Below are 26994 nucleotides of genomic sequence, written 5' to 3' on the forward strand. Positions count from 1 at the left end.
TTCATCCCTGCTGCAGACGATGCAGATACGCGTAATGACCGTCCGGACGTTCGAGCAGCTCGGCGTGCGAGCCGCTTTCGACTATCCGCCCCTTCTCGACGACGACGATGCGATTGGCCTGGCGCACGGTTGAGAGACGGTGGGCAATGATCAATACCGTGCGCCCTTTGCAGATCGCCCGCATGTTGGCCATCACCGCGTGTTCGGATTCGTAGTCGAGCGCGCTGGTGGCCTCATCGAAGATCAGGATGCGCGGATCGGTGATCAGGGCTCGCGCGATCGCGATGCGTTGACGTTGCCCTCCCGACAAGCCCGCACCTTGCTCGCCGACCTTGGTGTCGTAGCCTTCGGGCAGCTCGACGATGAAGTCGTGCGCGCCGGCCAGTTTGGCGGCGTGGATGACCCGCTCCAGCGGAATACCCGGATCCGACAAGGCGATGTTCTCGCGCACGCTGCGGTTGAACAGGAAATTCTCCTGCAGCACCACGCCCAGCTGACGCCGCAGCCACGCTGGATCGGCCAGGGCAAGATCGTGACCGTCGATCAGAACCCGGCCGCGCTCGGGCACGTACAGGCGCTGAACCAGCTTGGTCAGCGTACTCTTGCCGGAACCCGACCGGCCCACGATGCCGATCACCTCGCCCGCGGCGATGTTGAAATCGATGCCGCTGAGTACCTCGGCCGCGTCGGGCCGATAGCGGAAGGTCACGCCCTCGAAAGTCACCTGGCCGCGGATCGGCGGCAGGACCATGCGGCTACCCGGCAGCTCGGTGCGGGTATTGAGAATGTCGCCCAGGCGCTCGACGGAAATGCCGACCTGCTGGAAGTCCTGCCACAGCTGCGCCAGCCGGATGATCGGCGCGGCGACTTGCCCGGCGAGCATATTGAACGCGATCAGCTGCCCGATCGACAGGTCCCCTGCGATCACCAACTGGGCTCCCCAGAACAGGATCGCGATGCTGACCAGCTTCTGCACCAACTGCACGCCTTGCTGGCCGATCGTCGCCAACCGGGTAACGCGGAACGCGGCACCGACGTAGCCCGCGAGCTGGTTGTCCCAGGTGCGGGTGACCCGGGGGTCGACCGCGGTGGCCTTGATGGTGCCGATGCCGGTCACCGTCTCGACCAGGAACGACTGATTGTCGGCGCTGCGGGCGAACTTCTCGTTCAACCGTTTGCGCAGCACGGGCGTGATCGACGCGGACCACAGGGCGTAGACCGGCAGCGAGATCACCACGATCAGGGTGAGCCAGCCGCTGTAGTAGAACATCACCGCGAGAAACACCACGGTAAAGAACAGATCGAGTACCGAGGTCAGCGCCTGTCCGGTAAGGAAGGTGCGGATGTTCTCGAGTTCGCGCACACGCGCCATGGTGTCGCCGACGCGGCGCGACTCGAAGTACGCCAGCGGCAAGGCCAGGATGTGCCGGAACAGGCGCGCGCCCAGCTCGACATCGATCTTGCTGGTCGTGTGCGCGAACACATAGGTACGCAAACCCGACAAGACCACGTCGAATACCGCGATCGATACCAGCCCGACCGCGATCACATGCAGCGTCGTGAGGCCGTGGTGCACCAACACCTTGTCCATCACCACCTGATAGAACAGCGGCGTGATCAGGGCGAACATCTGGATGAAGAACGATACCGCGAACACTTCCAGCAACAGCTTGCGGTACTTCACCACCGCCGGCACGAACCAGCTGAAGTCGAACTTGGCGAGCTCGCCCAGTACGGAAGCCCGCGACGCGACCTGCAGCAATCGCCCTGCATAGCGCGACTCGAACTCGGCCATCGACAGGCTGCGCGGTCGCTTCTGCACGAGGTCGTGGATCAATACCGTGTCGCCGCTGACTTTCGCGACGATGAACGACTCCCCGTTCTCGACCAACGCCAGGGCCGGCAGGCTCGCCATACCGATACGTCCGGCAGACTGCGCGGTGATGCGCGCTTTCAGTCCGAGCTGTTTTGCGGCAAGCAAAAGACGAGTGTCGTCGAACGCTTCGCTGCCGGCACCGTGTTGGTGGCTGAGTTGAGCGGCGTCGGCGGCGATACCGTGGAACTGGGCAAGTAAGACCAGCCCGACCAGAGCGAGGTCCGGCCGATTGCCAGGCGCAACGACGGTGTCTACGACCGCAAGCGCCGCACTTCCCTGTGACATTCGAACCGCCCTTCAAGTAATGCTATGGCACCGCAATGAATGCCTTCCCCAATACGATCAGCGTCACATCGGGAAGGATCGGCTGTCAAGAAATAATCGGCAGCCCGCATGGGCATTCAGCTTGTTCATCAAGCGCTTGCCAGATGAATCTGCTTACCTGCGAAGCCCTGAGCTGATAGGCCTAAGGCGGGCTCGTGTCAGGACTTGAGATCGTTGTGATGGAGCAAACGAGTTTCTTTCGTATAAAACGCTTAAGAGGGCGTTCCGTTGAGAACTGCTCGAAAGGACACAGACGAAGATTGCTCTAAGTCGGACCTGCACAATCCGCTACGCGCGCCATGTGAGTGGAGTCGGCGAAGACTGAGGCCGGGCTCCAAAATTCAGGCGGCCGCATCCTCACAAAAAAATCTCGTCTGGACCGTGGCCTGCTTCCGCAAGACTGGCTGTCAGGATCTTCGGCCGGCATTTGAACCTTTGCAGGCCCGTATGCGCCGCACAAAAAAGCCCCGCTTTAGGCGGGGCTTTGAAGCGCTTCCGGAAGGCGCGCGGCCGCTGGATCGTTGGCCGGGCGGTTGGCTTGCCTTCGGGGTTACGTGGTGCCGGAAATAGGAATCGAACCTACGACCTACGCATTACGAATGCGCCGCTCTACCAACTGAGCTATTCCGGCGAAGACGGCAATTCTAGGCGGCGACGGTCGGCGCGGTCAATCGACCAAGGCCGGAACGTCCCTGATAAGCGGCCAGGAACAGGCCTGGGCACGCTCACCGCTGCTCCCAGGCACGACACCTTCGATGGGCCGGGTACGAACTCCCCTAGGCTGCCGGAACCGGTGCTGCGGCGAGGCTGATACGGCGCATGCGGCGCATTCCGCGGCGCCGTTATCATCCGCGCCATGCAAGCCATCCTCGCCGCACTCGTCGATTCGTCGATCTTCATCCTGTTGTCCTGGGGCATCTGGCGCCTGTTGGGCCGCTCGATCCCGCTGGCGGTGGTGCCGATCGCGATCGGCCTGGGGCTGGCGGCGGTGGGCGGCCTGCCGGCGCAGGTCGGCGTGCCCTCGGCCATCGGCGACCAGTTCGGCTGGGTCGGGGTGCTGGCGCTGGCCTTCACCGCCGGCCTGGAGACCCGCCACGGCGGAGATCCGGCCATGCCCTCGCCTGCTGCGCCGGGTGCGCTCGGCTCGTCCCTGCCCCGTTTCGTTCTCAGTGCCGCGCTGGCGCTGGCGCTGCCGTTCCTGGTCGGCACGGTCGCCGCCCACGCTTATTTCACCGGCCTGCCCGGCTGGGCGCCTCCACGGGGCCAGGACTGGCTCGGTGCGGTCGCGATCGGGCTCTGCGTGGCGGTCAGCGCCTTGCCGGTGCTGATCGGCATCGTCCGCGAACTCAAGGCCGAGCACCGCGCCTTGACCCAGGTGGCGGTCGGCATCGCGGTCGTCGACGACGCGGTGCTGTGGGTCGGCCTGGCGGCGTTGCTGTTGATCGCCGACGGCGGCGCCGGCTTCGCCGGCTGGTCGGGGCTGGATGCGCTGGCGGTCGTGGTGCCGCTGGTTCTCGCCGCGGCCGCCGCATTGGCCGAACGCAAGGCCTGGGTGCCGCCGACAACCGCGATCTGGCTGGCCATGCCGCTGTACCTCGGCGCCTGCTCATCGGCCAGCTCGCAACTGGGGCTGCACGCGCTGCTCGGCGCCTATTTCGGCGGCGCGATCATGGCGCCGGGCTGGATCCGGCGCTTACCGGTCGAGCGGATCGGGCAGCTCGCCCTGGTCGGGCTGGCGCCGCTGTTCTTCGGCCACAGCGGCTTGCGCATCGACGGCGACGCGCTCGGCTGGAGTTCGCTGCAGGCCACCGTGGCCCTGCTGGCCCTGTCGGTGGCGGCGAAGCTGGCGGCCTTGCTGGTGTGCCCGCCGTCGGCGACGTTCTCGCGTCGGGACGCACTGGCGATCGGCGCGCTGCTGCAATGCAAGGGACTGATGGAGATCGTCGCGGCGACCGTGCTGCGCGACAAGGGCCTGCTGTCGGAACCCGCCTACGCCGCGCTGGTCATGCTGGCGGTGCTTTCGACCGTGCTGACCGGCCCGCTGTTCCGTTCGATCGTGGGGCGTCGCAGCGCCGCCCCGGATGCCGACCGCAAGTACGTCTGAGCGAGCCCCACAGACAACCACTCGAGCGCCCGAGCGCTAGGCCGAGCCCTCAACTCACCAATTGCAGGCGCAGTTCTTTGGGCAGGGCGAAGACCATGTTCTCGGGCTCGCCTTCCAGTTCGTTGACGCGCTCGGCGCCGAGTTCGCGCAGGCGTTCGATCACGCCGCGCACCAGCACCTCGGGAGCGGAAGCGCCGGCGGTGATGCCGATGTGCTTGCGGCCGCGCACCCAGTTCGGGTCGATCTCGATCGCGCCGTCGATCAGGTGGGCCTCGACGCCCTCGCGCTCGGACAACTCGCGCAGGCGATTGGAGTTGGAGCTGTTCGGCGAACCGACCACCAGCACCAGGTCGCAACGCGCAGCCAGCGCGCGGACGGCGTCCTGGCGGTTCTGGGTGGCATAGCAGATGTCGTCGTGGCGCGGGCCCTGGATCGCCGGGTACTTCGCCCGCATGGCCTCGATGACCGCGCGGGTGTCGTCGACCGACAAGGTGGTCTGGGTGGTGTAGGCCAGGTTTTCGGGTTGGTCGACTTCGAGCGCGGCGACGTCGTCGATGTCCTCGACCAGGTAGATCCGGCCGGAACCGGCTTCGCGCCGCCACTGACCCATCGTGCCTTCGACTTCCGGATGGCCTTCGTGGCCGATCAGGATCACGTCGCGGCCGGCGCGGCAGTGGCGCGAGACTTCGAGGTGGACCTTGGTCACCAGAGGACAGGTCGCATCGAAGACCTTGAGGCCGCGACGATCTGCTTCCTCGCGCACGGCCTTGGACACGCCGTGGGCGCTGAAGATCACCGTCGCGCCGTCGGGCACTTCGTCGAGTTCTTCGACGAAGACCGCGCCGCGGTGTTTGAGGTCGTCGACGACGAAGCGGTTGTGCACGACTTCGTGACGCACGTAGATCGGCGCGCCGAGCGTCTCGATGGCGCGCTTGACGATCTCGATCGCGCGGTCGACGCCGGCACAGAAGCCACGGGGGTTGGCGAGGATGACGTCCATGGGGGCATTGTACTCCTGGCTAAGGAGCTAGGAGTGAGCCAGGAGTAGCGAGGAGTGAGCAAAAGCGCTCCCGCTCACTTCTCGTTCCCGGGTTTGCTGAACAAACCATAGACCGCGATCCCGATCGCCCCGGCGACGATGGCCGAGTCGGCGATGTTGAACGAGGGCCAATGGTAGTCGCGCCAGTACCACTGGATGAAGTCGACGACATGGCCGTGCAGCATGCGGTCGATGACGTTGCCGATCGCGCCGCCGATCACCAGGGCGTACGGCAGCGCGGTCTTCCAGTCGCCGCGCGAGGTCCGCGACAGCCAGTACCCGAGCAAGCCGCTGATACCGACGGCGAGGATCGCGAAGAAATACTTCTGCCAGCCGCCGGCGTCGCTGAGGAAGCTGAAGGCCGCGCCGGTGTTGTAGCTGCGGTACCAGTTCCAGAAACCGTCGATGACCGGCACCGCGGTGTACTCGGGCAAGGAACTCAGCACCCAGGCCTTGCTGAGCTGGTCGAGCACGATCACGACGATCGAGACGATCAGCCAGGGCAATGCGTTCTTGCGGGGGGTATCGGTCATAAGCCTTCGGTTCTACGGATCGGTGCGAAACCGGTGGATTGAAGCGGCCGCGCGCGATGCCTCGCCGCGCGGCCGTGTTGCAGTCAGAACCAGTGCCGGTCCTCGCCCTCGCCCGCCACGTTGTCGACGCAGCGGCCGCAGAGCTCGGGATGCTCGGCGACGGCGCCTACGTCGGCGCGGTAATGCCAGCAACGCACGCACTTGCTCTTGGCGGTCGGTACGGCGAGCACGGCGATGTCCTTGATGCCGTCGTCGGCGACCACTTCGACATCGCCGCTGATGAACAGGAAACGCAGTTCCTCGGCCAACGGCGCCAGCCAGTTCTGGTCGGACACGCCGCAGCGCAGCGAGATTTCGGCCTCGAGCGCAGCGCCGATCTGGCCCGCAGCACGCATCGGCTCCAGGGTCTTGGCGACGCTGTCGCGCAGCGCGAGCAAGCGCTCGAACTCTTCGTTCGACAAGGCCGCGTCGGCCGGCAACAGGGCCAGGCCGTCGTACCAGGTGGTGAACAGGACGTTGTCTTCGCGTGCGCCGCGTTCGGTCTGCGCCGGCAGATGGCGCCACATCTCGTCGGCCGTGAACGCCAGGATCGGCGCGATCCAGCGCACGAAGGCTTCGCAGATGCGGTACATCGCGCTCTGCGCCGAACGGCGGCCGCGCGAATCCTCCTGCATCGTGTACAGGCGGTCCTTGGTCACGTCGAGGTACAGCGAGCCCAGGTCGACGCTGCAGAAGTTCGACAGCAGTTGCACGATCTCGGCGAAGTCGTAGCGCTCGTAGGCCGAGGCGATGCGGTCCTGCAGTTCGGCGGCGCGATGCACGATCCAGCGGTCCAGCGCGACCATGTCGGCGAGCGCGACCAAGTGCTGGCCGGGATCGAAGCCGGCCAGGTTGCCGAGCAGGAAGCGCGCGGTGTTGCGGATGCGCCGGTAGACGTCGCCGTTCTGCTTGAGGATGGCGTCGGACACCGTCATCTCGTTGCGGAAATCGGTCGAGGCCACCCACAGGCGCAGCACGTCGGCGCCCATCGCGTCGGTGACCTTCTCCGGCGCGAGCGCGTTCTGCATCGACTTCGACATCTTCTTGCCTTCGGCGTCGACGGTGAAACCGTGCGTCAACACCTGCCGGTACGGCGCCACCGCGTCCATCGCCACGCCGCTGAGCAGCGCGCTGTGGAACCAACCGCGGTGCTGGTCGGAGCCTTCCAGATACAGATCGGCCGGCTTGCGCAGCCCGTCCTGCGGCCGCTGTGCGAGCACGCATTCGTGGCTGGTGCCCGAGTCGAACCAGACGTCGAGAATGTCGTTGACCTTCTCGTAGCCCTCGGCCTCGTCGCCGAGCAGCTCTTCGGCGGTCATCGAATACCAGGCGTCGACGCCTTCGCGCTCGACCCGGTCGGCGACCTGGTGCATCACTTCGACCGTGCGCGGATGCGGCTCACCGGTTTCGCGACTGAAGAACAGCGCGATCGGCACGCCCCAGTAGCGCTGGCGCGAGATGGTCCAGTCCGGACGCGCCTCGATCATGTTGTAGATGCGCGCCTCGCCCCAGCCCGGCACCCAGGACACGCCGCCGATCGCGGCGAGCGCGTCGCGGCGCAGCCCGGCCTGCTCCATCGAGATGAACCATTGCGGCGTGGCGCGGAACACCACCGGCGTCTTGTGGCGCCAGCAATGCGGATAGCTGTGCTTGAGGCGGCCGGTAGCGAGCAAGGCGCCGCGCTCGCGCAGCACCTCCAGCAATAGCGCATCGATCTTGAAGATGTGCTGCCCGGCCAGTTCGTGCGAGCCCGCCGGCGGCGTCGACGGCAGGTAACGGCCGCGCGCGTCGACCGGATTGATCTGCGCGGCGCTGTAACGCTCGATCAGGCCGTACTTGAGCGAAACCGCATAGTCCTCCTGGCCGTGGCCGGGCGCGGTGTGCACCGCACCGGTACCGGCCTCGACGGTGACGTGGTCGCCGAGCAGCACCGGGATTTCGCGGTCGTTGTAGAACGGGTGCTGCAGGCGCAGGCCCTCGAAGGCCTCGCCCTTGTGCGAGGACCAGTCGCGGCTTTCCACGCTGTGCCCTTGCTTGAGCGCATCGGCGGCGGTGATCGCGGCGAGCACGCCGCCGATCAGTTCGCTGGCGACCAGCAGGTATTCCGGGCGCTGACCCGGCTCCTTGAACAGCGATTCTTCGCTAGGCTCGACCCGCACCAGCGAATACTCGACCTGCGGCCCCATCGACACCGCCAGGCTGGCCGGCAGCGTCCACGGCGTGGTCGTCCAGATCGGCACCGACAGCGGCGCGCCGTCGTCCTCGATGCCGAAGGTGTCGAACACCTTCTTGCGCTCGATCACCGGATAACGCACGTAGATCTGGGTCGATTCTTTGTCCTGATACTCGATTTCGGCCTCGGCCAGGGCCGAGCCGCAGTCGAAGCACCAATGCACCGGCTTAGAGCCGCGCACCAGATGACCGCGCTCGACGATCTTGGCGAGCGAACGGATGATGTCCGCCTCGTAGCGGAAATCCATGGTGCGGTAGGGGTTGTCCCAATCGCCGATCACGCCCAGGCGCTTGAAGCCGCGGCGTTGCAGGTCGATCTGGGTGGCGGCGTATTCGCGGCACTTGGCGCGGAATTCGGCGGCGTCGAGCTTGTCGCCGACCTTGCCGAATTCCTTCTCGACCTTGTGCTCGATCGGCAGGCCGTGGCAATCCCAGCCCGGCACGTAGGGCGCGTCGAAGCCGGACAGCAGCTTGGACTTCACCACCACGTCCTTGAGCACCTTGTTGACCGCGTGACCGATGTGGATCTCGCCGTTCGCATAGGGCGGGCCGTCGTGCAGCACGAAGCTGCGCTCGCGGTCCTTCACCTTCTCGCGAATTCGCCCGTACAAGCCTTCGCTTTCCCAGCGCGCCAGGGTTTCCGGTTCGCGCTTGGGCAGATCGCCGCGCATCGGGAAATCGGTCGCCGGCAGCAACAAGGTGCTCTTGTAGGGATTGGCGGGAGCGGATTGGCTCGGGTCTTTGGCGGTCACAGCAGCTCTCATGCAGGTGTTTGGGTCGCTGCCGCAAGCGGAGCCGGCAACGGCGCGGCGGCGCGTTGCGAGTCCAGTCGCAGCAGACCGCGCGCCTGTTCGGCATCGCGGTGCATTTGCTCGGTCAGCGCCGGCAAGTCGGGGAATTTCAATTCGGGACGCAGGTGGGCGACGAATTCGACCTCGATGCGACGACCGTACAGGTCGCCGTCGAAGTCGAACAGATGCGCTTCGAGCAAGGGCTCGACCCCGGCCACGGTCGGCCGCGTGCCCAGGCTGGACACCGACGGCCAGGGACGGTCGCCGACGCCGTGGACCCAGGTCGCATAGATCCCCGACAAAGCCGGGGTCTTGCCGCCGAAGCGCAGGTTGGCGGTGGGAAAGCCGAGCGTACGGCCGAGTTGCCGGCCGCGCACGACGTGGCCGCCGATCGCATAGCGGCGCCCGAGCCAGCGCGCGGCGGTGGCGAAATCGCCCGCCAACAGCGCCTCGCGGATGCGCGTGCTGGATACGCGCTCGCCGTCGAGCAGTACCGGTTCGATCTCATGCGCGCTGAAGCCCTGGCCCTCGGCCTGGCCCTCCTCGCCCATGCGCCGCAACAGGGCGATGTCGCCGCCGCGCGCCTTGCCGAACCGGAACTCCGGGCCGACCCAGACTTCGCGCGCGGACAGGCGCTGGACCAGCACCCGGCGCACGAACTCCTCGGCGCTCAAGGCGCTGAGACGGCCGTTGAAACGCAGCAAGCCGACCTGGTCGGCCTCCAGCGCGAGCAGGCCTTCGGCCTTGGCCCGCGGCAACAACAGCCGCGGCGGCGGCGCGGCCGGCGCGAAGAACTCGCGCGGCAGCGGCTCGAAACTCAGCGCGACCGCCTCTACGCCCAAGGCGCGCGCACGCGAAACCGTGTGGCGCACCAACGCCCGATGCCCAAGGTGCAGGCCATCGAAGGCGCCGATGCAGACCACACTGCCGTGCGGGCACCGCGGCCCGCCCTCGACGTCACGAAACAGCCTGCTCATTAGTGTCCGGCGTGGGGACCCGGACGAACCGGGACGTTGCTTGAAGGATGAATCAGGAAGTATAGCCGCCGCCCGCCGCTCTCAACGGTGCCGCTGAACACGGCCGCCAATATCAACGGGGCCGCTGAAAGCGGCCCCGGCCGCGGCGGCGGGCGATTCACGATGCCGGCCTTGGCCAAGCGCGCTCAATGCCCGCGCAGATCGCGCATGCGGATGCCCTGCAGCCACAACGCGGCGCCGTAGAACGCGCCGCCGGCGCCGACCACGATCCCGAGCTTCCAGGCGCGCTCCCACCACGGCCATCCGGTCCAGCCGGTCCAGAACCACAACAGCCCCAGCACCACGACTGTCATGGCCACGCTGGCGACCGCGATCTGGCGCAGGAAACGGCCCCAGCCCGGCTGGCGTGCATAGACCTTCGAACGGCGCAGGTACCAGGCCAGTTGCAGGGCATTGACCCAGCCGGCGATGGCGATCGCCAGGGCCAGGCAGGCATGCGCGCCAGGCACTTCGCCGAGTGCCTGGCGCAGGTCGCCGCCACTGCTGTGCAGGGCGGCGCGACCGGCTTCGGTCAGGTACAGCACCGCCAGCAACAGGCTCGCGGTCGAGACCAGGTTGACGATCACCGATACCACCGCCGACTTGACCGGGGTCTTGGTGTCCTGGCGCGAGTAGAACGCCGGTGCCAGCACTTTCACCAGCAGGAAGGCGGGCACCGCGATCGACTGCGCCATCAGGCTCAGGCGGATCATCGCGGTGTCGTGGGCGGTCAGGCGGCCGTACTGGAACAACGAGGCAACCAGGGGCTCGGCGCACAAGACCAGCCCGAGGCAGGCCGGCACACCGATCAGCAGACACAGGCGGAAGCCCCAGTCCAGGCCTTTCGAGAAGCCTTGCGGGTCGGTCGCGGCATGGCGCTTGGACAGATGCGGCAGGATCACCGTGCCGATGGCGACGCCGAACATTCCGAGCGGGAACTCGAGCAGGCGGTCGGTCAGGTACAGCCAGGTCACGCTGCCGGCGATCAGGAACGACGCCATCGCGGTGTTCAGCAACAGGTTGACCTGGGCCACCGACGAGCCGAATAGGGTCGGCACCATCAGCCGCATGATCTTGCGCACGCCTTCGTGCGCCCCGCCCCAGCGCGGCCGCGGCAGCAACCCCAGCTTGGCCAGCGCCGGCAACTGGAAGCCCAACTGCAGTACGCCGGCGAGCAGCACGCCCCAGGCCAGGGCCAGCACCGGGTTCAAGCCCATCGGGCTGAACACCCGTTCGGCGCAGACCGCCGCGGCGATCATCGACACGTTCAGCAAGACCGGCGACAAGGCCGGGATGGCGAACTTCTCGTAGCTGTTCAACACCCCGCCGACCAGCGAGGCCAGGGAGATGAACAAGGCGTACGGGAAGGTGATCTGCAGCATCTGGGTCGCCATCCGGTACTGCTCGCTGCCGGGCTCGAAACCCGGGGCGAACAGCGCCATGACCCAGGGCGCGGCGAAGATCACCACCGCGGTCAGGACCAGCAGGAAGGCGCTGAGGGTGCCGCTGACCCGGTCGATCAGCTCCTTGACCGCGGCCTGGTCGTGTTTTTGCTTGTATTCGGCCAGGACCGGCACGAAGGCCATCGAAAACGAGCCCTCGGCCGACAGCCGGCGCATGAAATTGGGAATCCGGAAGGCCACGAAGAACGCGTCCATGGCCGGGCTGGCCCCGAAAACCACCGCATAGACCTGGTCCCGGATCAGGCCGGAAACCCGCGAAATGAAGGTCATCGCGCTGAAAATGGCCGAAGAACGCAGCAAGCCGCTACCCTTGCTCATCGCCGCGCCCTCTTCCAGTTGACGCAACCCACTGAATCGCCCATACTTTTGGGTCTGATTTTCCGTAACTGCATTTCACCGCCCAGTTTCATTAACGCTTTTCACCAAATATTCCAGGAATCCACTCGTGGCAAACATCAAGTCCGCCAAGAAGCGCGCCAAGCAGACTGTCGTGCGTAACGCCCGTAACGCCAGCCAGCGTTCGATGCTGCGTACCGCCGTCAAGAAGGTGCTGAAGGCCCTCGGCGAGAACGACGCCGCCAGTGCCAAGTCCGCGTTCGACGTCGCTCAGCCGATCCTCGACCGTTTCAGCGCCCGTGGCCTGATTCACAAGAACAAAGCTGCCCGTCACAAGAGCCGCCTGTCGGCCCGCATCAAGGCACTGGCAGCCGCCTGATACGTCGCTCGCGACGTGACGCAAAAACCCGGCTTCGGCCGGGTTTTTTCGTTTTGCGGCCGAGCCAGCGAGGGGCATGCCGGCGGAGTTCTTCGCGCTGTACACCGCACGCATCATCGGCGCCATCGGTGAAGCGAATTTGAAGTCGCACATGCGCACGGCGACGCCCGCGCCCGAATGCGCCGGACTCAGCGCCTGCGCAGCACCGCCGCCCACGGCAAGGCCTCGACGCATCGCGCGCCGCAGCCTGGATCGATTCGGGTTCCGGCGAGCCTGCGGCTCAGGGAACATGGTCGCCGGCGGCGCTCGCAGCTTCCAGGGCGTCGGCACGCTGACGGTCGAAGAACGCCATCACGTCGCGCATGATCGGCCAGGTGCCTTCGCGGCCGATCGCCGAGACCAGATACCAGCGATCCTTCCAGCCCAGCTCGTCGATGACCGCCTGCGCCGCCGCCTGCTGCTCTTCTTCGAGCAGCAGATCGGCCTTGTTGAGCACCAGCCAACGCGGCTTCTCGAGCAATTCGGGATCGTGCTTGCGCAGCTCGTTTTCGATCGCGCGCACCTGCTCGGCCGGGGTCACGCCCTCGACACCGCCCTCCATCGGCGCGACATCGACCAGATGCAGCAACAGGCGCGTGCGCTGCAGATGGCGCAAGAACTGCGCACCCAGGCCGGCGCCGTCCGCCGCACCCTCGATCAGGCCCGGGATGTCGGCGATCACGAAGCTGCGATGCGCCTCGACACTGACCACGCCCAGGTTCGGATACAAGGTAGTGAAGGGATAGTCGGCGACCTTCGGCGTCGCCGCCGAGACCGCACGGATCAGGGTGCTCTTGCCGGCGTTAGGGAAACCGAGCAGGCCGACGTCGGCCAGCAGCTTCAGCTCCAACTTGAGCTCGCGCTCCTCACCCGGCAGACCCGGCAGGGCCTTGCGCGGAGTGCGGTTGATCGAGCTCTTGAAATGCATGTTGCCCAGGCCGCCCTTGCCGCCGTGCGCTACCAGCAGACGATCGCCGTGCGCGACCAGGTCGCCGATGATCTCGTCGGTTTCGACATTGGTGACCACGGTCCCGACCGGCACCACGATGACCAGGTCGTCGCCGCCCTTGCCGTAGGCCTGCCGCCCCATGCCGTTCTCGCCCCGCTGGGCGCGGAACTGCTTCTGATGACGGAAATCGACCAGCGTATTGACGTTCTCGTTCGCCACCAGCCACACGCTGCCGCCGGCACCGCCGTCGCCGCCGTCCGGCCCGCCGAGCGGAATGAACTTCTCGCGACGGAAGCCGATGCAGCCGTTGCCGCCGTTGCCGGCGATGACTTTGATTTCTGCTTCGTCTACGAGTTTCATGGGAGCCGGGAATTGAGAATGGGGAATCGAGAATCGTAAAGACAACAGCGGGTATGTCCGGGATTGTAACGGGAGCGGGTGCGCGGGGCTTTCGCTCCTGCGAATCCTTATTCCCGATTCCCGGCCCGTAAACGAAAAACCCCGCCGAAGCGGGGCTCCTCGCAGTACGTCGCGCCAGAATTACTCGGCGGCGACGACACTGACGGTGCGACGCTTCTTCAGGCCCTTGGTCGAAAACTCGACCTTGCCGTCGACCAGCGCGAACAGCGTGTGGTCGCGGCCGAGGCCGACGCCGGCGCCCGGATGGAACTGGGTGCCGCGCTGACGCACGATGATGTTGCCGGCTTCGATGGCCTGACCGCCGTAGATCTTCACGCCCAAGTACTTCGGGTTGGAGTCGCGGCCGTTGCGGGTGGAACCTACGCCCTTTTTATGTGCCATGGCGGCTTCTCCTTACTTGTTGTCGCCACCGGCAATGCCGGTGATCTCGATTTCGGTGTAGTGCTGACGGTGGCCCATCTGCTTGCGATGGTGCTTACGACGGCGGAACTTGACGATGCGCACCTTGTCGGCGCGGCCGTGGCCGACGACCTTAGCGGTGACGCTGGCGCCCTTGAGCGCGTCGCCGAGCGTGACGCCTTCACCGTTGCCGAGCATCAGCACGGTGTCGAACTTGATTTCGCTGCCGGCTTCGACGTCGAGCAATTCGACGCGGAGCTTTTCGCCTTGCATCACGCGGTATTGCTTACCGCCGGTGACGAGAACTGCGTACATGACCAGGATTCCTCTGTAGTTATTTTGGTCGCTGCCGCGCCCAAGCGGGCGGACAGAAGCGGAATTGTAGCGGGGCCAAGGGCTTAGGGTCAAATGGCCCCAGCTTTGCCGCGCAAGACCCGGCCTGGCCCCGGGCCACTGCCCACCTGAATGTGCCTTCAAATGTGCTTTCAATGTGCTTTCTTGACCACTCGTGCCCGTTCGTAGCCGTACGGATGCCGTCCGTCCGCCAGGCCGCGGCTGGGCGCAAAAAAAGGCGATCCGACCATGCAAATCCTGGCGGGAACATGATAAATCGGCGGTGCGCGTCCATTTTTCGTGATGCGCATCACACAATCATGGAAAGCACAATGCGCATCGACCTGCTAGACAACCTCATCAGCGACGTCTCCGGCCGCTTCGGCCTGACTAACGACAAGGCCCGCCAGCTGGTCGGCGTCCTGATCGCCCTGATCTTCGACGAGAAACGCGGCGGCTTCGCCGGCTTCGTCCGCTTGTTCGAGCAGAAGGGCCTGGGGCGTTTGATCCAGTCCTGGGTCGGCACCGGCCCGAACGAATCGATCAGCGCCGCCCAGGTCGATCACATCTTCGGCGCGCCGCTGATCGGCGCGATCGCCGGCAAGCTCGGCGCCCCGGTCTCGGCCACCGCCGGCGCCATCGGCGGCCTGCTGCCGAACCTGATCAACGAGCTGACCGAGGGCGGCAAGGAGCCGACCGGCATCCCCGAAACCCTGAAGTCCTGGGTCGCGGGCATCGCCGACTGGCTCGGCGACCTCGGCCGCTTCGGTTGGGGCGCACTGGCGGCCGGCGCCGCTGCGGTGGGCGGCGCCGTGGCCGGCGGCGCGCGTGCGGTCGGCCACGCCGCCGACGCTACCGTCGACGCCGCGGCCTACGCCGCCAGGAAAACCGGCAACGGTCTCGGCAAGATCCTGCCCTGGCTGCTGCTCGGCGCCTTGCTGATCGCCGCCTTCCTGCTGTTCAAGGGTTGCAAGAAGGACGAAGCCGCCGTCGCCGCGTCCGGCACCGACAGCTCGGTCTCCACGACCGCGCCGATCGCCGCGCCGGCCGCTCAGGCCAACCCGCGTTTCAGCTTCGAGAACGTCGACGGCAAGGCGACCGTCAGCGGCCAGGTCGCCAGCGACGCCGAGAAGACCAAGCTGCTCGATGCGATCAAGGCCACCTTCGGCGCGGACAACGTCAACGGCGACATCAGCGTCGACGCTACGACCGCTCCGGCCGGCTGGATGGACAAGCTGATCGCCCTGCTGCCGGACCTGAAGGCCCGCGGCGTCAAGCTCGGCTTCGACGGCGACAAGATCGCCATCGACACCTCGGCCTTGCCCGAAGCGGAGCGTTTTGCGCTGTCGCAGAAGCTGCGCAGCGGTTTCGGCGGCTTCGAGATCAGCGGCCTGTGGGACAAGGCGATGGCAGCGCTGTCCTCGCTCAAGGCCGGCTTCAGCGCTGACGATCTGATCAAGGCGCTGAACCTGTCGGGCATCAACTTCGACACCGGTTCGGCCACGATCACCCGCGACAGCTACGAGACGCTCAGCAAGGCGGCCGAGGCGATCAAGGCCGCTCCGGCCGGCACCCGCATCGAAGTCGGCGGCCACACCGACAACACCGGCGACGCCGCCGCGAACCTGCAGCTCTCGCTCGATCGCGCCAACGCCGTCACCGCCAAGCTGGTCGAACTCGGCGTGCCGGGCGAACAACTGGTCGGCAAGGGCTATGGTCAGGACAAGCCGATCGCCGACAACGCCAGCGAAGAAGGCAAGGCGCAGAACCGTCGCATGGAGTTCACCGTACTCAAGTAAGCCTCGAACGATCGAGCATCAAAACAAAGGGCGCTTCGGCGCCCTTTGTTTATCGGCCGAAGTGCGAAGTGCGAAGTGCGAAGTGCGATGTTGCGTGCTTGCGAGATCGGAGCGGCCGCAAGCGATCGCGGCAACACGCGACGCGCGAGGCGCGCATCGCTTCGGCGCATCGCGCACCGATGGCGCGCCTTCGCCGGCGAGCTTCGCGACGCACCTTCACGCCGCGTCGCACGCCGCTTGAAGAACCGCGCATCCGATCAAGAAAAAACACGGCATCGCGACGCAAAGAGACCGACGTAGTTCACAGTTCCGAAAGAAATTTTGCTCGAAGCGAAAATGCGCGCAAGCGCGCGTGCGCATCCGTTTATCGCAAAAAAACCCTTGATTTCCCGAGCGAACGGATCGCCCTCACGATCGCGCCGTGCGCGCGCAACGGCGCCGTCTGTGAGCACAGTCGCATTCATGCGGTCATCACGGCGTAAACGACACTTGCACGCACCCACCGGCCTCAATTAGCTTCGATCCCGAGCGACAGGTTGGGGTCGCGCGACAAGGAACAGCACTTCGTAGCGCAGCCTCTGCGACGCAGACGCGCCACGATGATGCCGTCGCGTTGAATTCCAGTATCCCGTGCATGCCGTTCGCAGTCGTCCGCCATACCGGTTTCCAGCGCTGGGGCTTCGCTCCTGCGCAACAGACGCATTTTCCCACCCACTTACGCCGCCTTGCGCGCGTGCAGGCAGACGAATGCGTCTTCGTCAGCAATCCCGCAGCCCGCCCCGCTCCTGGATGGACGCCGGCCGGCTGCCCAAGGAAGTACCTCGGAGGGTGCGGCACCGCCTCCGCGGACCAAGGCCCGACGCTCGACAGGGGATGCGAAGGGGATCATGCGCAACGAAAGGATCAAGGATGTTTGTCATGAATCGTAAAGAACGTTCATTGAAATGGACCGCACTGGCTATCGCGACCGCCGTACTCGTCGCTCCGGCTGCCTATTCGGGCAGCAAGCTGCAGACGTTCTCGAAGTTGCAGGGACCGAAAGCGACGACCTCGGCCAAAGCAGTGAAGAAGGCCGCCGCCCAGACCTACGACCGCTTCATCGTCACCCGCGCGCCCGGCGCGAACGCCAAGCTCAGCGCTGCCGCGGTCAATAAGCAGTACGCCAACGCCGCCAGCAAGCTCGGCATCGGCATCGCCCCGATGCGCACCCTGGCCACCGGCGCCAGCCTGATCCGCACCGACACCAAGCTCAATACCGCTGCCATGAAGGAGCTGGCGATCGAGCTGATGAAGGACCCGAGCGTGATCGCGGTCGAACCCGATCTGCTCAAGCAAAAAACGATGGTCCCGAACGATCCGGGCTACGCGCAGCAGTGGCACTACAAGAACGGCCCGGGCGGCATCAACCTCGAACCGGCCTGGGACATCACCGACGGCGACGGCATCGTAGTCGCGGTGCTCGACACCGGCATCACCCCGCACACCGATCTCGACGCCAACATCCTGCCGGGCTACGACTTCATCATCGACCAGGAAGTCAGCGTCGATGGCGACGGCCGCGACGCCAATCCGAACGATCCGGGCGACTGGCACGCCGGCGAGTGCAACATCTTCGGCATCCCGGAAGACAGCAGCTGGCACGGCACCCACGTCGCCGGCACCATCGCCGCGGCGACCAACAACGCCAGCGGCGTCGCCGGCGTGGCGCATGGCGCCAAGGTCCAACCGGTGCGCGTGCTCGGCAAATGCGGCGGCTACACCTCCGACATCATCGATGCCGTGACCTGGGCCTCGGGCGGCAGCGTCGCCGGCGTGCCGGACAACGCGACCCCGGCCGAAGTCATCAACCTCAGCCTCGGCGGCAGCGGCGCCTGCAGCGTGGCCGAACAGACCGCGTTCGACGCAGCGCGCGCACGCGGCACCACCGTCGTCATCGCCGCCGGCAACTCGGGCGGCGACGTGGTCAACTTCTCGCCCGCCAACTGCGACAACGTCGTCGCCGTGTCCGCGGTCGGCCCGACCGGCACCCTGGCCAGCTACTCCAACTTCGGCCCGAAGATCGACGTCGCCGCACCGGGCGGTTCCGGCGCGCAGCCGGCGGCCGACAACATCCTGTCGACGCTGAACCTCGGCCTGCAGGCGCAGGAAGGTCCGGGCTACGCCTGGATGGCCGGCACCTCGATGGCGGCGCCGCACGTCGCCGGCGTGGTCGCGCTGATGCAGTCCGCGGCGACCACGCCGAAGACGCCGGCCGAGATCGAAAAGATCCTGGTCAACACCGCTCATGTCGGCGGTCTGCCGGGCGGCTGCAGCTGGGCCAGCCCCTGCGGTTCGGGCATCGTCGACGCGCGTCACGCGGTCGCCGTGGCCAACGGCAGCGAGCCGCTGCCGCCGGATCCGCAGGCGCCGGAACCCGAGCCGCCGATCGAGCTGGAGAACGGCATCACCGTGACCAACATCGAAGTCGCGGCGAACGGCGTGATCAAGTACCAGCTGCTGGTGCCGAACGGCGCGTCGAACCTGTTGTTCGCCATGTACGGCGGCACCGGCGATTCGGACATCTACGTCAAGTACGGCGCGGAGCCGACCAACACGTCCTACGACTGCCGTCCGTTCACCGCGAGCAACAACGAGACCTGTTTCTTCCCGACTCCGAAGGGCGGCGTGTGGTACGTCAACGTCAAGGGCTATCGCGCCTCGGCGGGCATGTCGCTGTACCCGAGCTTCGTCGACGCCAATTGGCCGCGTCGGGTCGATGCCAAGGCCAGCGCGCTGCCGAACCATCGCACCTCGGTCAACCTGTCGTGGGAGAAGGGCAAGAAGAACATCGACATCTACCGCAACGGCGCGATCCTCAAGACCGTGCGCAACACCGGCGCCAACACCGATACCTTCCGCATCATCGGCAGCGGCACCATGAGCTACAAGCTGTGCAACAACCAGACGCAGGAATGCGCGGATCCGGTGGAGATCCAGTACAACTCCAGCAAGTGATCGCAGCGTAGGCAATCGCGAAGGGCCCGGATCGCTGGGCCCTTCGTTTTTTCCGGGGATGCATCGGCCCCACTCGATCGCGAGGTCCCGGTCGTGGCCGCCGTCGCATCGTTGCGGCGCAGCGAACGCACACGCCAGACGGCTTCGGATCGCCCAAGGCACTCCATCCCCGTCCCGGTCGAGGCGGCCTGCGGTCGCTCGTCGTCCGGCCACATCCGGCACGCTTCAGCCATCGCGCAAGCGCTCCATACTCACGAACCCCGGTTCCAGAACAGCGGAGACTTCATGCGCCATCCTTCATCCGCCCCATTCCGCCCCGCCCTCGCCCGCAGCGGCCTGTTGTTGGCCGTGCTGATCGCCGGCGTGGCCGGCTGCGACAAGCAATCCCCACCTGCCGACGAGAGCGCGACGGCGGCAACGCCGGCGCCGGTCGCCGCCCCGGTCGTGCGTTTCGACGCCAAGCTCAGCCTGGTCAACAACAACGGTGCGATCCGCTACGACGGCACCGTCGACAGCGAAGCCACCCGCAAGGCGCTGAGCACCGCCCTGACCCAGGCCTACATGGGCCAGATCAGCGGCAGCCTCAACGTCGACAAGGCCGCCAAGCCGGCCCCGTGGCAGGACAAGCTGCCGCAATTCGCCGCCGCGCTGACCATGCCCGGCGCCGCGGTCAGCTTCCAGGGCACCACGATCGAGCTCAGCGGCCAAGCCTCCGACGCCGACCGCGTGACCCTGCTCGAGAAAGCCAAGGCCTTGTTCCCCGGCTACAACTACGCCGGCCTGTTCGAGGGCGTCGGCGGCGCGGCCGCCTCCTCCGACGCAGCCGCGCAGGCCCTGGCCGCACTCGAACCCGGCAAGGCCAGCAGCGCCGAGATCGCCAAGGCGCTGAACCTGATGAACCTGCGCTTCGACGAGGGCAGCGCGCGCATCGCGCCGGCCAGCCTCGACATCCTCAGCCGCGCCGCCAAGGCCCTGCAAGCCGGCCCCAAGGACGCGCGCTACGAGATCGTCGGACCCGGCGGCGGCGCCGGCCAGCCGGCCGACAACGAAGCCCTGTCGCGCCAGCGCGCCGAAGCGGTCAAGGTCCAGCTGATCGTCGCCGGCGCCAACCCGGGCGCGCTCGACACCCGCGGCGAACCCGGCGCGGCGGCGACGCCGCTGCGTTTCAATCCGGTCAAATGATCCACCGGCCGCGGGCGCCCGGCCCCGGTCTTGCAAGCTGAATGAGTCCGACGGGGGCCGACGGCCCCCGTCGTGTTTGCGCACTCCGCCGGCACGCACGCCGATGCGCGCCGGCCGGCGCCGCGGCCGCCATCGGTGAACCCCAGGCCCCACGGGCCTCGCGCGGATGGTCCCAAGGCTTCCGTTTTCCGGATTTGCCCCCACCTAGCCCACTCGATACGCTCCTCTGTTCGCCGTCGCGTTTCGCGCCGGCAGCCCTCCCCCCTTGCAGGCACCCGATGGCGCTGGACTACATCCGCATCCGCGGCGCGCGGACGCACAACCTCAAGAACATCGATCTCGATCTGCCGCGCGACAAGCTGATCGTGATCACCGGCTTGTCCGGTTCCGGTAAATCCTCCCTGGCCTTCGACACGATCTACGCCGAAGGCCAGCGACGCTACGTCGAATCACTGTCGGCCTATGCCCGACAGTTCCTGTCGGTGATGGAAAAGCCCGATGTCGACCACATCGAAGGCCTGTCGCCGGCGATCTCGATCGAGCAGAAATCCACCTCGCACAACCCGCGCTCGACCGTTGGCACGATCACCGAGGTCTACGACTACCTGCGTCTGCTGTACGCACGCGTGGGCGCGCCGCGTTGCCCCGATCATCACTACCCGCTCGAAGCCCAGACCGTCAGCCAGATGGTCGACCAGGCGCTGGCGCTGGACCCCGAGCAGCGCTACATGCTGCTGGCCCCGGTGATCCGCGAGCGCAAGGGCGAGCACGCCCAGGTGTTCGAGCAACTGCGCGCGCAGGGCTTCGTGCGCGTGCGCGTCGACGGCGAGCTGTACGAGATCGACGCGGTGCCGCCGCTGGCGCTGCGGGTCAAGCACACCATCGAAGCGGTGGTCGACCGCTTCCGCCCGCGCGACGACATCAAGCAGCGCCTGGCCGAGTCGTTCGAGACCGCGCTCAAGCTCGGCGACGGCATGGCCCAGGTGTATTCGCTGGACAAGGCCGACGCCGCGCCGCTGCTGTTCTCCTCGAAGTACAGCTGCCCGGTCTGCGATTACTCGCTGCCCGAGCTGGAACCGCGGCTGTTCTCGTTCAACTCGCCGGTCGGCGCCTGCCCGACCTGCGACGGCCTCGGCGTCGCCGAGTTCTTCGATCCGGGCCGCGTGGTCGTGCATCCGGAGCTGTCGCTCTCGGCCGGCGCGGTGCGCGGCTGGGACCGCCGCAACGCCTATTACTTCCAGTTGATCCAGTCGCTGGCCAAGCACTACAAATTCAACGTCGATGCGCCCTGGCAGTCGCTGTCGGCGACGGTGCAGAAGGCGGTGCTGTACGGCAGCGGCGATGAGCTGATCAGCTTCACCTACCTCACCGAGAACGGCGGCCGCAGCCAGCGCAAGCATCGCTTCGAAGGCATCGTGCCGAACCTGGAGCGCCGCTACCGCGAAACCGAGTCGGCGGCAGTGCGCGAGGAACTGGCCAAGTACATCAGCCAACGTCCCTGCCCCGACTGCGCCGGTGCGCGCCTCAACCGCGCCGCGCGCAACGTGTTCGTCGCCGAACGCCCGCTGCCGGAACTGGTGGTGTTGCCGGTCGACGAGGCGCTGCAATTCTTCAAGGCCCTGGAACTGCCGGGCTGGCGCGGCGAGATCGCGGTCAAGATCGTCAAGGAGATCGTCGACCGCCTGCGCTTCCTGGTCGACGTCGGCCTGGATTACCTGACCCTGGAACGCAAGGCCGATTCGCTCTCCGGCGGCGAGGCCCAGCGCATCCGCCTGGCCAGCCAGATCGGCGCCGGCCTGGTCGGCGTGATGTACGTGCTCGACGAACCCTCGATCGGCCTGCACCAGCGCGACAACGAGCGCCTGCTCGGCACCCTGACCCGGCTGCGCGATCTCGGCAACACCGTGATCGTGGTCGAACACGACGAAGACGCGATCCGCCTGGCCGACTACATCGTCGACATCGGCCCTGGCGCCGGCGTGCACGGCGGCGAAGTCGTGGCCCAGGGCCAGTTCGCCGACGTGCTGAAGGCGCCGCGTTCGCTGACCGGCCAATACCTCAGCGGCAAGCGCCGGATCGAGATCCCCAAGAACCGGCACAAGCCGAATCCGAAGGCGATGCTGCATCTGCGCGGCGCCACCGGCAACAACCTCAAGGACGTCGACCTCGACATCCCCTCGGGCCTGTTGACCTGCGTCACCGGCGTGTCCGGTTCGGGCAAGTCGACCCTGATCAACGACACCTTGTACGTGCTCGCCGCCAACGAACTCAACGGCGCCTCGCAGACGCCGGCGCCGTACCGCTCGATCGAGAACATGGAGTTGTTCGACAAAGTCGTCGACATCGACCAGTCGCCGATCGGCCGCACGCCGCGTTCGAACCCGGCCACCTACACCGGCCTGTTCACGCCGCTGCGCGAGCTGTTCGCGCAGGTGCCGGAAGCGCGCGCACGCGGCTATTCGCCGGGCCGCTTCAGCTTCAACGTGCGCGGCGGACGCTGCGAGGCCTGCCAGGGCGACGGCCTGATCAAGGTCGAGATGCACTTCCTGCCCGACGTCTACGTGCCCTGCGACGTCTGCCACGGCAAGCGCTACAACCGCGAGACCCTGGAAGTCCTGTACAAGGGCTACAACATCAACGACGTGCTGTCGATGACGGTCGAGGCGGCGTTGAACCTGTTCGAGGCGGTGCCGACCATCGCGCGCAAACTTGAAACGCTGATGGACGTCGGCCTGAGCTACATCAAGCTCGGCCAGAGCGCGACCACCTTGTCGGGCGGCGAAGCACAGCGCGTCAAGCTGTCGAAGGAGCTGTCGCGGCGCGACACCGGCCGCACCCTGTACATCCTCGACGAGCCGACCACCGGCCTGCACTTCCACGACATCGAGCATCTGCTGGTGGTCCTGCACCGCCTGCGCGACGACGGCAATACCGTGGTGGTGATCGAACACAACCTCGACGTGATCAAGACCGCGGACTGGGTCATCGACCTGGGACCGGAAGGCGGCCATCGCGGCGGCACCATCCTCGCCACCGGCACGCCGGAGCAGATCGCCGCGCTGCCGCATTCGCATACCGGCCACTTCCTCGCCCCGCTGCTCGGCACGCCGAAGGCGGACGCGGCGAAGAAGAAGCCGGCGGCGAAAAAATCCGCCCCCGCTGCGACCGCGTCGCGCGCCAAGAAGAAATCCGCTGCATGACCGATACCCAGCAGCCGCCCGCGGGCGGCAAGAAAGCGGCGCCGCGCAAGCGTGCGCCGCGCAGTCGCAAGGCCGCCGCAGCTCCGGCCACGGACCTTGCGACCGTTTCGAGCCAGACCGCCGAGGCTGCCGCAGCGCAGGTCGCGGTTACGGTGGCGGCGACGCCGCCGGCCCTGATCCGGGTGCCGCTGTCGGTACGCTGGCGCGACCTCGACGCCTTCAACCATGTCAACAACTCGAAGTTCCTCAGCTACCTCGAGGAAGCGCGCCTGCGCTGGATGGTCACCCTGCCCGGCCACGGCATGGACGAACACGTCGCCCCGGTGGTCGCGGCCGCGCATCTCAACTATCGCCGCCCGATCGAATGGCCGAACGAGCTCGACATCGAACTGTTCGTCGAACGCCTCGGCAACACCAGCCTCAGCATCGGCCACCGCATCATCGGTGCGACCGATACCTCGGCGGTGTACTGCGACGGCAACGTCGTGCTGGTGTGGATCCACCGCGAAACCGGCCAACCGGCCGCTTTGCCGGAGCCGGTGCGCGCGGCGTGCACGGCTTGACGATTATCTGATCGTCGTTTGAAGCGACGGCCGCTGCGCCGTCGCCTTCAGCCCTGTATGGGCCGTTGATTCAGGGTGCCGCCTTGCGCACCTCGAACTCGCCGAACAGCGAGCCGCCGTCCTTGAGCGCGAACTCGACCGCGACGCGGCTGCCTTCCTTGAGCGGCTTGTGCGGCTGCATCAGCATCAAATGCAGGCCGCCCGGCTTAAGCTGGGCCGAACCGTCCGGGGCGATGCGCAACTCGGGCACCGCACGCATCTTGCTGACGCCGTCGACGATGCGCGTCTCGTGCAAGGACACGTCGGCGAACGCGGCGCTCTTCGCGGAGACGATGGTCACCGGCACCGAGCAACGGTTCTCGATGCGGCCGAAGCCGGCCATCATCGGCATCTGCATCGGCGGCATCCGCACCCAGCCGTCGCGCACCTGCGCGGCGCAGGCTTTGCCCGCGGGCGCCTTCGCCTGCTGCACGGCGCGGCCCTGCGCGCCGGCCTGAAACACCGACGCCGCGGCCAGCATGGCGGCGAGCGTCAACCCCGTTCGGATGCCAGATACGTTCATCGGCCTATGATACCTCCCGCCTGTGGAGGAGTTGACCATGAAGGAGTCGACGATGAAGCATCCGCTCAGCCTGCTTGCCCTGGCCTGTTCATTGGCCGCCTGTTCCGCCGCGCCGACCGGCGACGCCGACAAATCTTCGGCCGGCCCCGCCGCAGGGTCCGAGGCTCCTGCCGAAGCCCCCGCCAGCGATGCGCCCGGCGGCGAAAGCCGGCTCACCGTCTACAGCGGCGATTACGAGGCGCTGGCCACTGCGCGGGCGCCCAATGTCGGCATGCCCGGCTATGCGCTGGTCGAACGCCCTCTGCGCTACACGCTCAAGAGCGGCCGCAATGCGCTGTCCAGCAAGTCCCTGCCGCCTTCGATGGACACCGAGGCCGCGGTGCTGCAGCCGCGCGGCAATGGCATCGCCATCGTCGGACAGCGCTACATCGCCCCGGTCTCGGGCGCGCAGAACGTGGTCGGCGTAGCGATCGGCCGCAAGGTCACGGTCGAACACACCGCCGGCGGCGCCAAGCAGACCGATACCGGTGTGTTGTTATCGGCCGGCGACGGCCTGACCCTCGCCCTCGACGACGGCCGCATCAAAGTGATCCGCAGCTACGACAGCTTCAGCCTCGTCGACAACGACAACCTGCTGCCGCGGCAATCGGCCTTGCAATGGACGGTCAGCGCCGACAAGGCCGGCGACGCCGATTTCGTGCTGTCGTATCCGATGGGCGGCATGGCCTGGCGCGCCGAATACCTCGCCACGCTGACGCCGGGCCAAGGCTGCAAGCTCGCGCTCGATGGCGCGGCGCTGGTGGCCAATCGTTCCGGCTCGGGCTTCAACCAGACCCGTTTGAGCTTGGTCGCCGGCGAGCCCAATCGCACCCGCCGCGAGGAAGTCGGCGTCATGGGCGGCCATGCCGAGCGCTTCGCCGCTGCGCCGATCGCGCAAGCCGCCGACGCGGCGATGCCGGTCGAACGCGCCGCCGGCGAGTATCACGCCTACGATCTGCCGCAGCCGGTCACGCTCGGCAGCGGCAGCACCGAACGCATCGCCCTGTTCCCGCGCAACGGTGCGGTCGCTTGCGAACGCATCTACGCGATCGAGGCCGGCGACAACGACTGGCGCCCGCCTACGCCGTTGATCGATCCGAACTTCCAGGGCCAGACCGGCGACGTGCCGGTGATGTCCAAGGTCGAGTTCAAGAACGACAAGGCCTCCGGCCTCGGCCTGCCGTTGCCGGCTGGACGCGTGCGCGCCTTCGACGGCAAGGATTTCCTCGGCGAATCGCAACTCGCGCACACGCCGCAGGGCGCCGAGATCCGCTTGCAGCTCGGCAAGGTCTTCGACCTCAGCAGCACCCGCGACGCCACTGGTTTCCAGCTCGACCGTACCGGACGCACGATCACCGAATCGTTTGCGGTGACGATCAAGAACGCAAAGAAGCACGAGGCCACGGTTCGGGTGATCGAACCCTTGCCGCGCTGGACCGATTGGGAGATCGTGTCGTCCAGCCTGCCGTCGAAGAAGAAGGACGCTCGCCACGCCCAGTTCGAGGTGGCGGTGCCCGCCGGCGGCGAAACCAAGCTGACCTACACCGTGCGCTATCGCTGGCCCCAGGACGTCAAACCATGAGCTTCGTAGAAACCCAGACCCACGGCGACATCGTCGAAATCCGCCTGGCGCGCGCGCCGGTCAACGCCCTCAACCCGCAGTTGTGCAACGAAACGCGCGAAGCCATCGAACAGGCCGTGCACCACGGCGCCCACGGCATCGTCCTCAGCGGCGGGCCGAAGGTGTTTTCGGCCGGCCTCGACGTGCCGTATCTGCTCTCGCTCGGCGACCAGCGCGATCACCTGCTGCTGGCCTGGCAAGCGTTCTTCGGCCTCGCCCGCACGCTCGCCGCGGCGCCGCTGCCGGTGGTCGCGGCCTTGGGCGGCCACGCGCCGGCCGGCGGCTGCGTACTCGCGCTGTGCTGCGACTACCGCATCATGGCCTCGGGCCCGTACCGGATCGGCCTCAACGAAACCCAGGTCGGCCTGGTCGCGCCCGAAGGCATCCAGCGCCTGATGCGGCGCGTGGTCGGCGCTTATCGCGCCGAGCGTCTGCTGGTCGGCGGCGAGATGGTCGATGCCGACACCGCCCTGCGGATCGGGCTGGTCGATGAATTGGTCGAGATCGAAAACGTCGCGCAGCGTGGCCGGGTCTGGCTGGAACAACTGCTGAGCCTGCCGCGCAGTGCGATGCTGCATACCCGCCAGCTCGCCCGCGCCGACCTGGTCGAAGCCCTGCGGCCGGAGCACATCGAGCTGGATCGTTTCGTCGACGCCTGGTATGCGCCGGATACGCAGAGCGCGCTGAAGGCGCTGGTGGCGAAGCTGGGCAAGTGAGTTGAGTAGTGAGTAAAGGTTGAGTAGCGAGTAAATAGCAGTGAGG

19 protein-coding genes and 1 tRNA gene are annotated in these 26994 nt (G+C 66.8%); 9 read left to right on the top strand and 11 right to left on the bottom strand.

Annotation, left to right across the window (positions count from 1 at the left end; genetic code table 11):
• Nucleotide 1: 1 nt before the first annotated feature.
• Nucleotides 2–2161 carry a type I secretion system permease/ATPase gene (locus GLA29479_RS06615; RefSeq protein ID WP_057971136.1) on the bottom strand — a complete coding sequence of 720 codons (2160 nt, stop codon included), beginning with the start codon at nucleotides 2159–2161 and terminating at the stop codon, nucleotides 2–4.
• A gap of 594 nt (nucleotides 2162–2755) precedes the next feature.
• Nucleotides 2756–2831: transfer RNA gene (locus GLA29479_RS06620), tRNA-Thr, on the bottom strand.
• 225 nt (nucleotides 2832–3056) lie between these two features.
• Here GLA29479_RS06620 and GLA29479_RS06625 point away from each other — a divergent pair.
• Nucleotides 3057–4304, top strand: coding sequence for a cation:proton antiporter (locus GLA29479_RS06625; RefSeq protein WP_057971137.1), 1248 nt, complete (start codon nucleotides 3057–3059; stop codon nucleotides 4302–4304).
• A gap of 49 nt (nucleotides 4305–4353) precedes the next feature.
• On the opposite strand, the gene ispH is transcribed toward GLA29479_RS06625, so the two are convergent.
• From ispH to murJ, 5 genes are all read right to left on the bottom strand, one after another.
• Entirely contained in the window at nucleotides 4354–5304 is a 951-nt protein-coding gene (gene ispH, locus GLA29479_RS06630; RefSeq protein ID WP_057917534.1) for a 4-hydroxy-3-methylbut-2-enyl diphosphate reductase, read from the bottom strand.
• Between the two features lie 74 nt (nucleotides 5305–5378).
• The gene (gene lspA / locus GLA29479_RS06635) at nucleotides 5379–5876 is read right to left on the bottom strand and encodes a signal peptidase II (RefSeq protein ID WP_057971138.1); all 498 of its coding nucleotides are present in this window, start codon (nucleotides 5874–5876) and stop codon (nucleotides 5379–5381) included.
• An 83-nt stretch (nucleotides 5877–5959) separates the two neighbouring features.
• The gene (gene ileS, locus GLA29479_RS06640) at nucleotides 5960–8818 is read right to left on the bottom strand and encodes an isoleucine--tRNA ligase (RefSeq protein ID WP_248842842.1); all 2859 of its coding nucleotides are present in this window, start codon (nucleotides 8816–8818) and stop codon (nucleotides 5960–5962) included.
• 89 nt (nucleotides 8819–8907) lie between these two features.
• Nucleotides 8908–9915 (bottom strand): bifunctional riboflavin kinase/FAD synthetase, encoded by a 1008-nt coding sequence (locus GLA29479_RS06645; RefSeq protein ID WP_057971140.1) that lies wholly within the window; start codon nucleotides 9913–9915, stop codon nucleotides 8908–8910.
• A 185-nt stretch (nucleotides 9916–10100) separates the two neighbouring features.
• Entirely contained in the window at nucleotides 10101–11735 is a 1635-nt protein-coding gene (gene murJ, locus GLA29479_RS06650; protein WP_057971141.1) for a murein biosynthesis integral membrane protein MurJ, read from the bottom strand.
• 127 nt (nucleotides 11736–11862) lie between these two features.
• Here murJ and rpsT point away from each other — a divergent pair, with 127 nt between their 5' ends.
• A complete protein-coding gene (gene rpsT, locus GLA29479_RS06655) occupies nucleotides 11863–12132 on the top strand; it encodes a 30S ribosomal protein S20 (protein WP_031371909.1) in 270 nt (89 codons plus the stop codon).
• A 280-nt stretch (nucleotides 12133–12412) separates the two neighbouring features.
• On the opposite strand, the gene obgE is transcribed toward rpsT, so the two are convergent.
• From obgE to rplU, 3 genes are all read right to left on the bottom strand, one after another.
• Entirely contained in the window at nucleotides 12413–13480 is a 1068-nt protein-coding gene (gene obgE, locus GLA29479_RS06660; protein WP_031371910.1) for an Obg family GTPase CgtA, read from the bottom strand.
• A 180-nt stretch (nucleotides 13481–13660) separates the two neighbouring features.
• Nucleotides 13661–13921 carry a 50S ribosomal protein L27 gene (gene rpmA, locus GLA29479_RS06665; protein ID WP_031371911.1) on the bottom strand — a complete coding sequence of 87 codons (261 nt, stop codon included), beginning with the start codon at nucleotides 13919–13921 and terminating at the stop codon, nucleotides 13661–13663.
• Nucleotides 13922–13933: 12 nt separating this feature from the next.
• Nucleotides 13934–14254, bottom strand: coding sequence for a 50S ribosomal protein L21 (gene rplU / locus GLA29479_RS06670; RefSeq protein WP_031371912.1), 321 nt, complete (start codon nucleotides 14252–14254; stop codon nucleotides 13934–13936).
• A 350-nt stretch (nucleotides 14255–14604) separates the two neighbouring features.
• Between rplU and GLA29479_RS06675 the strand changes: the two genes are divergently transcribed.
• The 5 genes from GLA29479_RS06675 (at nucleotide 14605) to GLA29479_RS06695 (ending at nucleotide 24010) form a co-directional block, all read left to right on the top strand.
• Nucleotides 14605–16071 carry an OmpA family protein gene (locus GLA29479_RS06675; protein WP_057917527.1) on the top strand — a complete coding sequence of 489 codons (1467 nt, stop codon included), beginning with the start codon at nucleotides 14605–14607 and terminating at the stop codon, nucleotides 16069–16071.
• Nucleotides 16072–16989: 918 nt separating this feature from the next.
• Nucleotides 16990–19065, top strand: a complete 2076-nt coding sequence (locus GLA29479_RS06680; RefSeq protein ID WP_169795621.1) for a S8 family serine peptidase — start codon at nucleotides 16990–16992, stop codon at nucleotides 19063–19065.
• Nucleotides 19066–19350: 285 nt separating this feature from the next.
• Nucleotides 19351–20247, top strand: a complete 897-nt coding sequence (locus GLA29479_RS06685; protein WP_082638349.1) for an OmpA family protein — start codon at nucleotides 19351–19353, stop codon at nucleotides 20245–20247.
• A gap of 278 nt (nucleotides 20248–20525) precedes the next feature.
• Nucleotides 20526–23447, top strand: coding sequence for an excinuclease ABC subunit UvrA (gene uvrA / locus GLA29479_RS06690; protein WP_057971144.1), 2922 nt, complete (start codon nucleotides 20526–20528; stop codon nucleotides 23445–23447).
• Between the two features lie 152 nt (nucleotides 23448–23599).
• Complete coding sequence (locus GLA29479_RS06695; RefSeq protein ID WP_057973093.1) at nucleotides 23600–24010, top strand: acyl-CoA thioesterase; 411 nt, start codon at nucleotides 23600–23602, stop codon at nucleotides 24008–24010.
• A 70-nt stretch (nucleotides 24011–24080) separates the two neighbouring features.
• Here GLA29479_RS06695 and GLA29479_RS06700 read toward each other — a convergent pair whose 3' ends face one another.
• Complete coding sequence (locus GLA29479_RS06700) at nucleotides 24081–24530, bottom strand: copper chaperone PCu(A)C (protein ID WP_031371917.1); 450 nt, start codon at nucleotides 24528–24530, stop codon at nucleotides 24081–24083.
• Nucleotides 24531–24624: 94 nt separating this feature from the next.
• Here GLA29479_RS06700 and GLA29479_RS06705 point away from each other — a divergent pair, with 94 nt between their 5' ends.
• Complete coding sequence (locus GLA29479_RS06705) at nucleotides 24625–26193, top strand: DUF4139 domain-containing protein (protein ID WP_169795622.1); 1569 nt, start codon at nucleotides 24625–24627, stop codon at nucleotides 26191–26193.
• A complete protein-coding gene (locus tag GLA29479_RS06710) occupies nucleotides 26190–26948 on the top strand; it encodes an enoyl-CoA hydratase/isomerase family protein (protein WP_057971146.1) in 759 nt (252 codons plus the stop codon). Before GLA29479_RS06705 ends, GLA29479_RS06710 begins: the two co-directional genes overlap by 4 nt.
• Nucleotides 26949–26994 lie beyond the last annotated feature (46 nt).

Origin of the sequence: Lysobacter antibioticus, from assembly GCF_001442535.1 — a bacterium.
GTDB classification, from domain to species: domain Bacteria; phylum Pseudomonadota; class Gammaproteobacteria; order Xanthomonadales; family Xanthomonadaceae; genus Lysobacter; species Lysobacter antibioticus.

Coding starts and splice junctions, on each gene's coding strand:
- ileS (WP_248842842.1), bottom strand. CDS start 8,818: ATGCGCGGCGATCTGCCCAAGCGCGAACCGGAAACCCTGGCGCGCTGG.
- murJ (WP_057971141.1), bottom strand. CDS start 11,735: ATGAGCAAGGGTAGCGGCTTGCTGCGTTCTTCGGCCATTTTCAGCGCG.
- obgE (WP_031371910.1), bottom strand. CDS start 13,480: ATGAAACTCGTAGACGAAGCAGAAATCAAAGTCATCGCCGGCAACGGC.
- GLA29479_RS06680 (WP_169795621.1), top strand. CDS start 16,990: ATGAATCGTAAAGAACGTTCATTGAAATGGACCGCACTGGCTATCGCG.
- rplU (WP_031371912.1), bottom strand. CDS start 14,254: ATGTACGCAGTTCTCGTCACCGGCGGTAAGCAATACCGCGTGATGCAA.
- GLA29479_RS06615 (WP_057971136.1), bottom strand. CDS start 2,161: ATGTCACAGGGAAGTGCGGCGCTTGCGGTCGTAGACACCGTCGTTGCG.
- lspA (WP_057971138.1), bottom strand. CDS start 5,876: ATGACCGATACCCCCCGCAAGAACGCATTGCCCTGGCTGATCGTCTCG.
- ispH (WP_057917534.1), bottom strand. CDS start 5,304: ATGGACGTCATCCTCGCCAACCCCCGTGGCTTCTGTGCCGGCGTCGAC.
- rpmA (WP_031371911.1), bottom strand. CDS start 13,921: ATGGCACATAAAAAGGGCGTAGGTTCCACCCGCAACGGCCGCGACTCC.
- GLA29479_RS06710 (WP_057971146.1), top strand. CDS start 26,190: ATGAGCTTCGTAGAAACCCAGACCCACGGCGACATCGTCGAAATCCGC.
- GLA29479_RS06645 (WP_057971140.1), bottom strand. CDS start 9,915: ATGAGCAGGCTGTTTCGTGACGTCGAGGGCGGGCCGCGGTGCCCGCAC.
- GLA29479_RS06685 (WP_082638349.1), top strand. CDS start 19,351: ATGCGCCATCCTTCATCCGCCCCATTCCGCCCCGCCCTCGCCCGCAGC.
- uvrA (WP_057971144.1), top strand. CDS start 20,526: ATGGCGCTGGACTACATCCGCATCCGCGGCGCGCGGACGCACAACCTC.
- GLA29479_RS06705 (WP_169795622.1), top strand. CDS start 24,625: ATGAAGCATCCGCTCAGCCTGCTTGCCCTGGCCTGTTCATTGGCCGCC.
- GLA29479_RS06625 (WP_057971137.1), top strand. CDS start 3,057: ATGCAAGCCATCCTCGCCGCACTCGTCGATTCGTCGATCTTCATCCTG.
- GLA29479_RS06700 (WP_031371917.1), bottom strand. CDS start 24,530: ATGCTGGCCGCGGCGTCGGTGTTTCAGGCCGGCGCGCAGGGCCGCGCC.
- GLA29479_RS06675 (WP_057917527.1), top strand. CDS start 14,605: ATGCGCATCGACCTGCTAGACAACCTCATCAGCGACGTCTCCGGCCGC.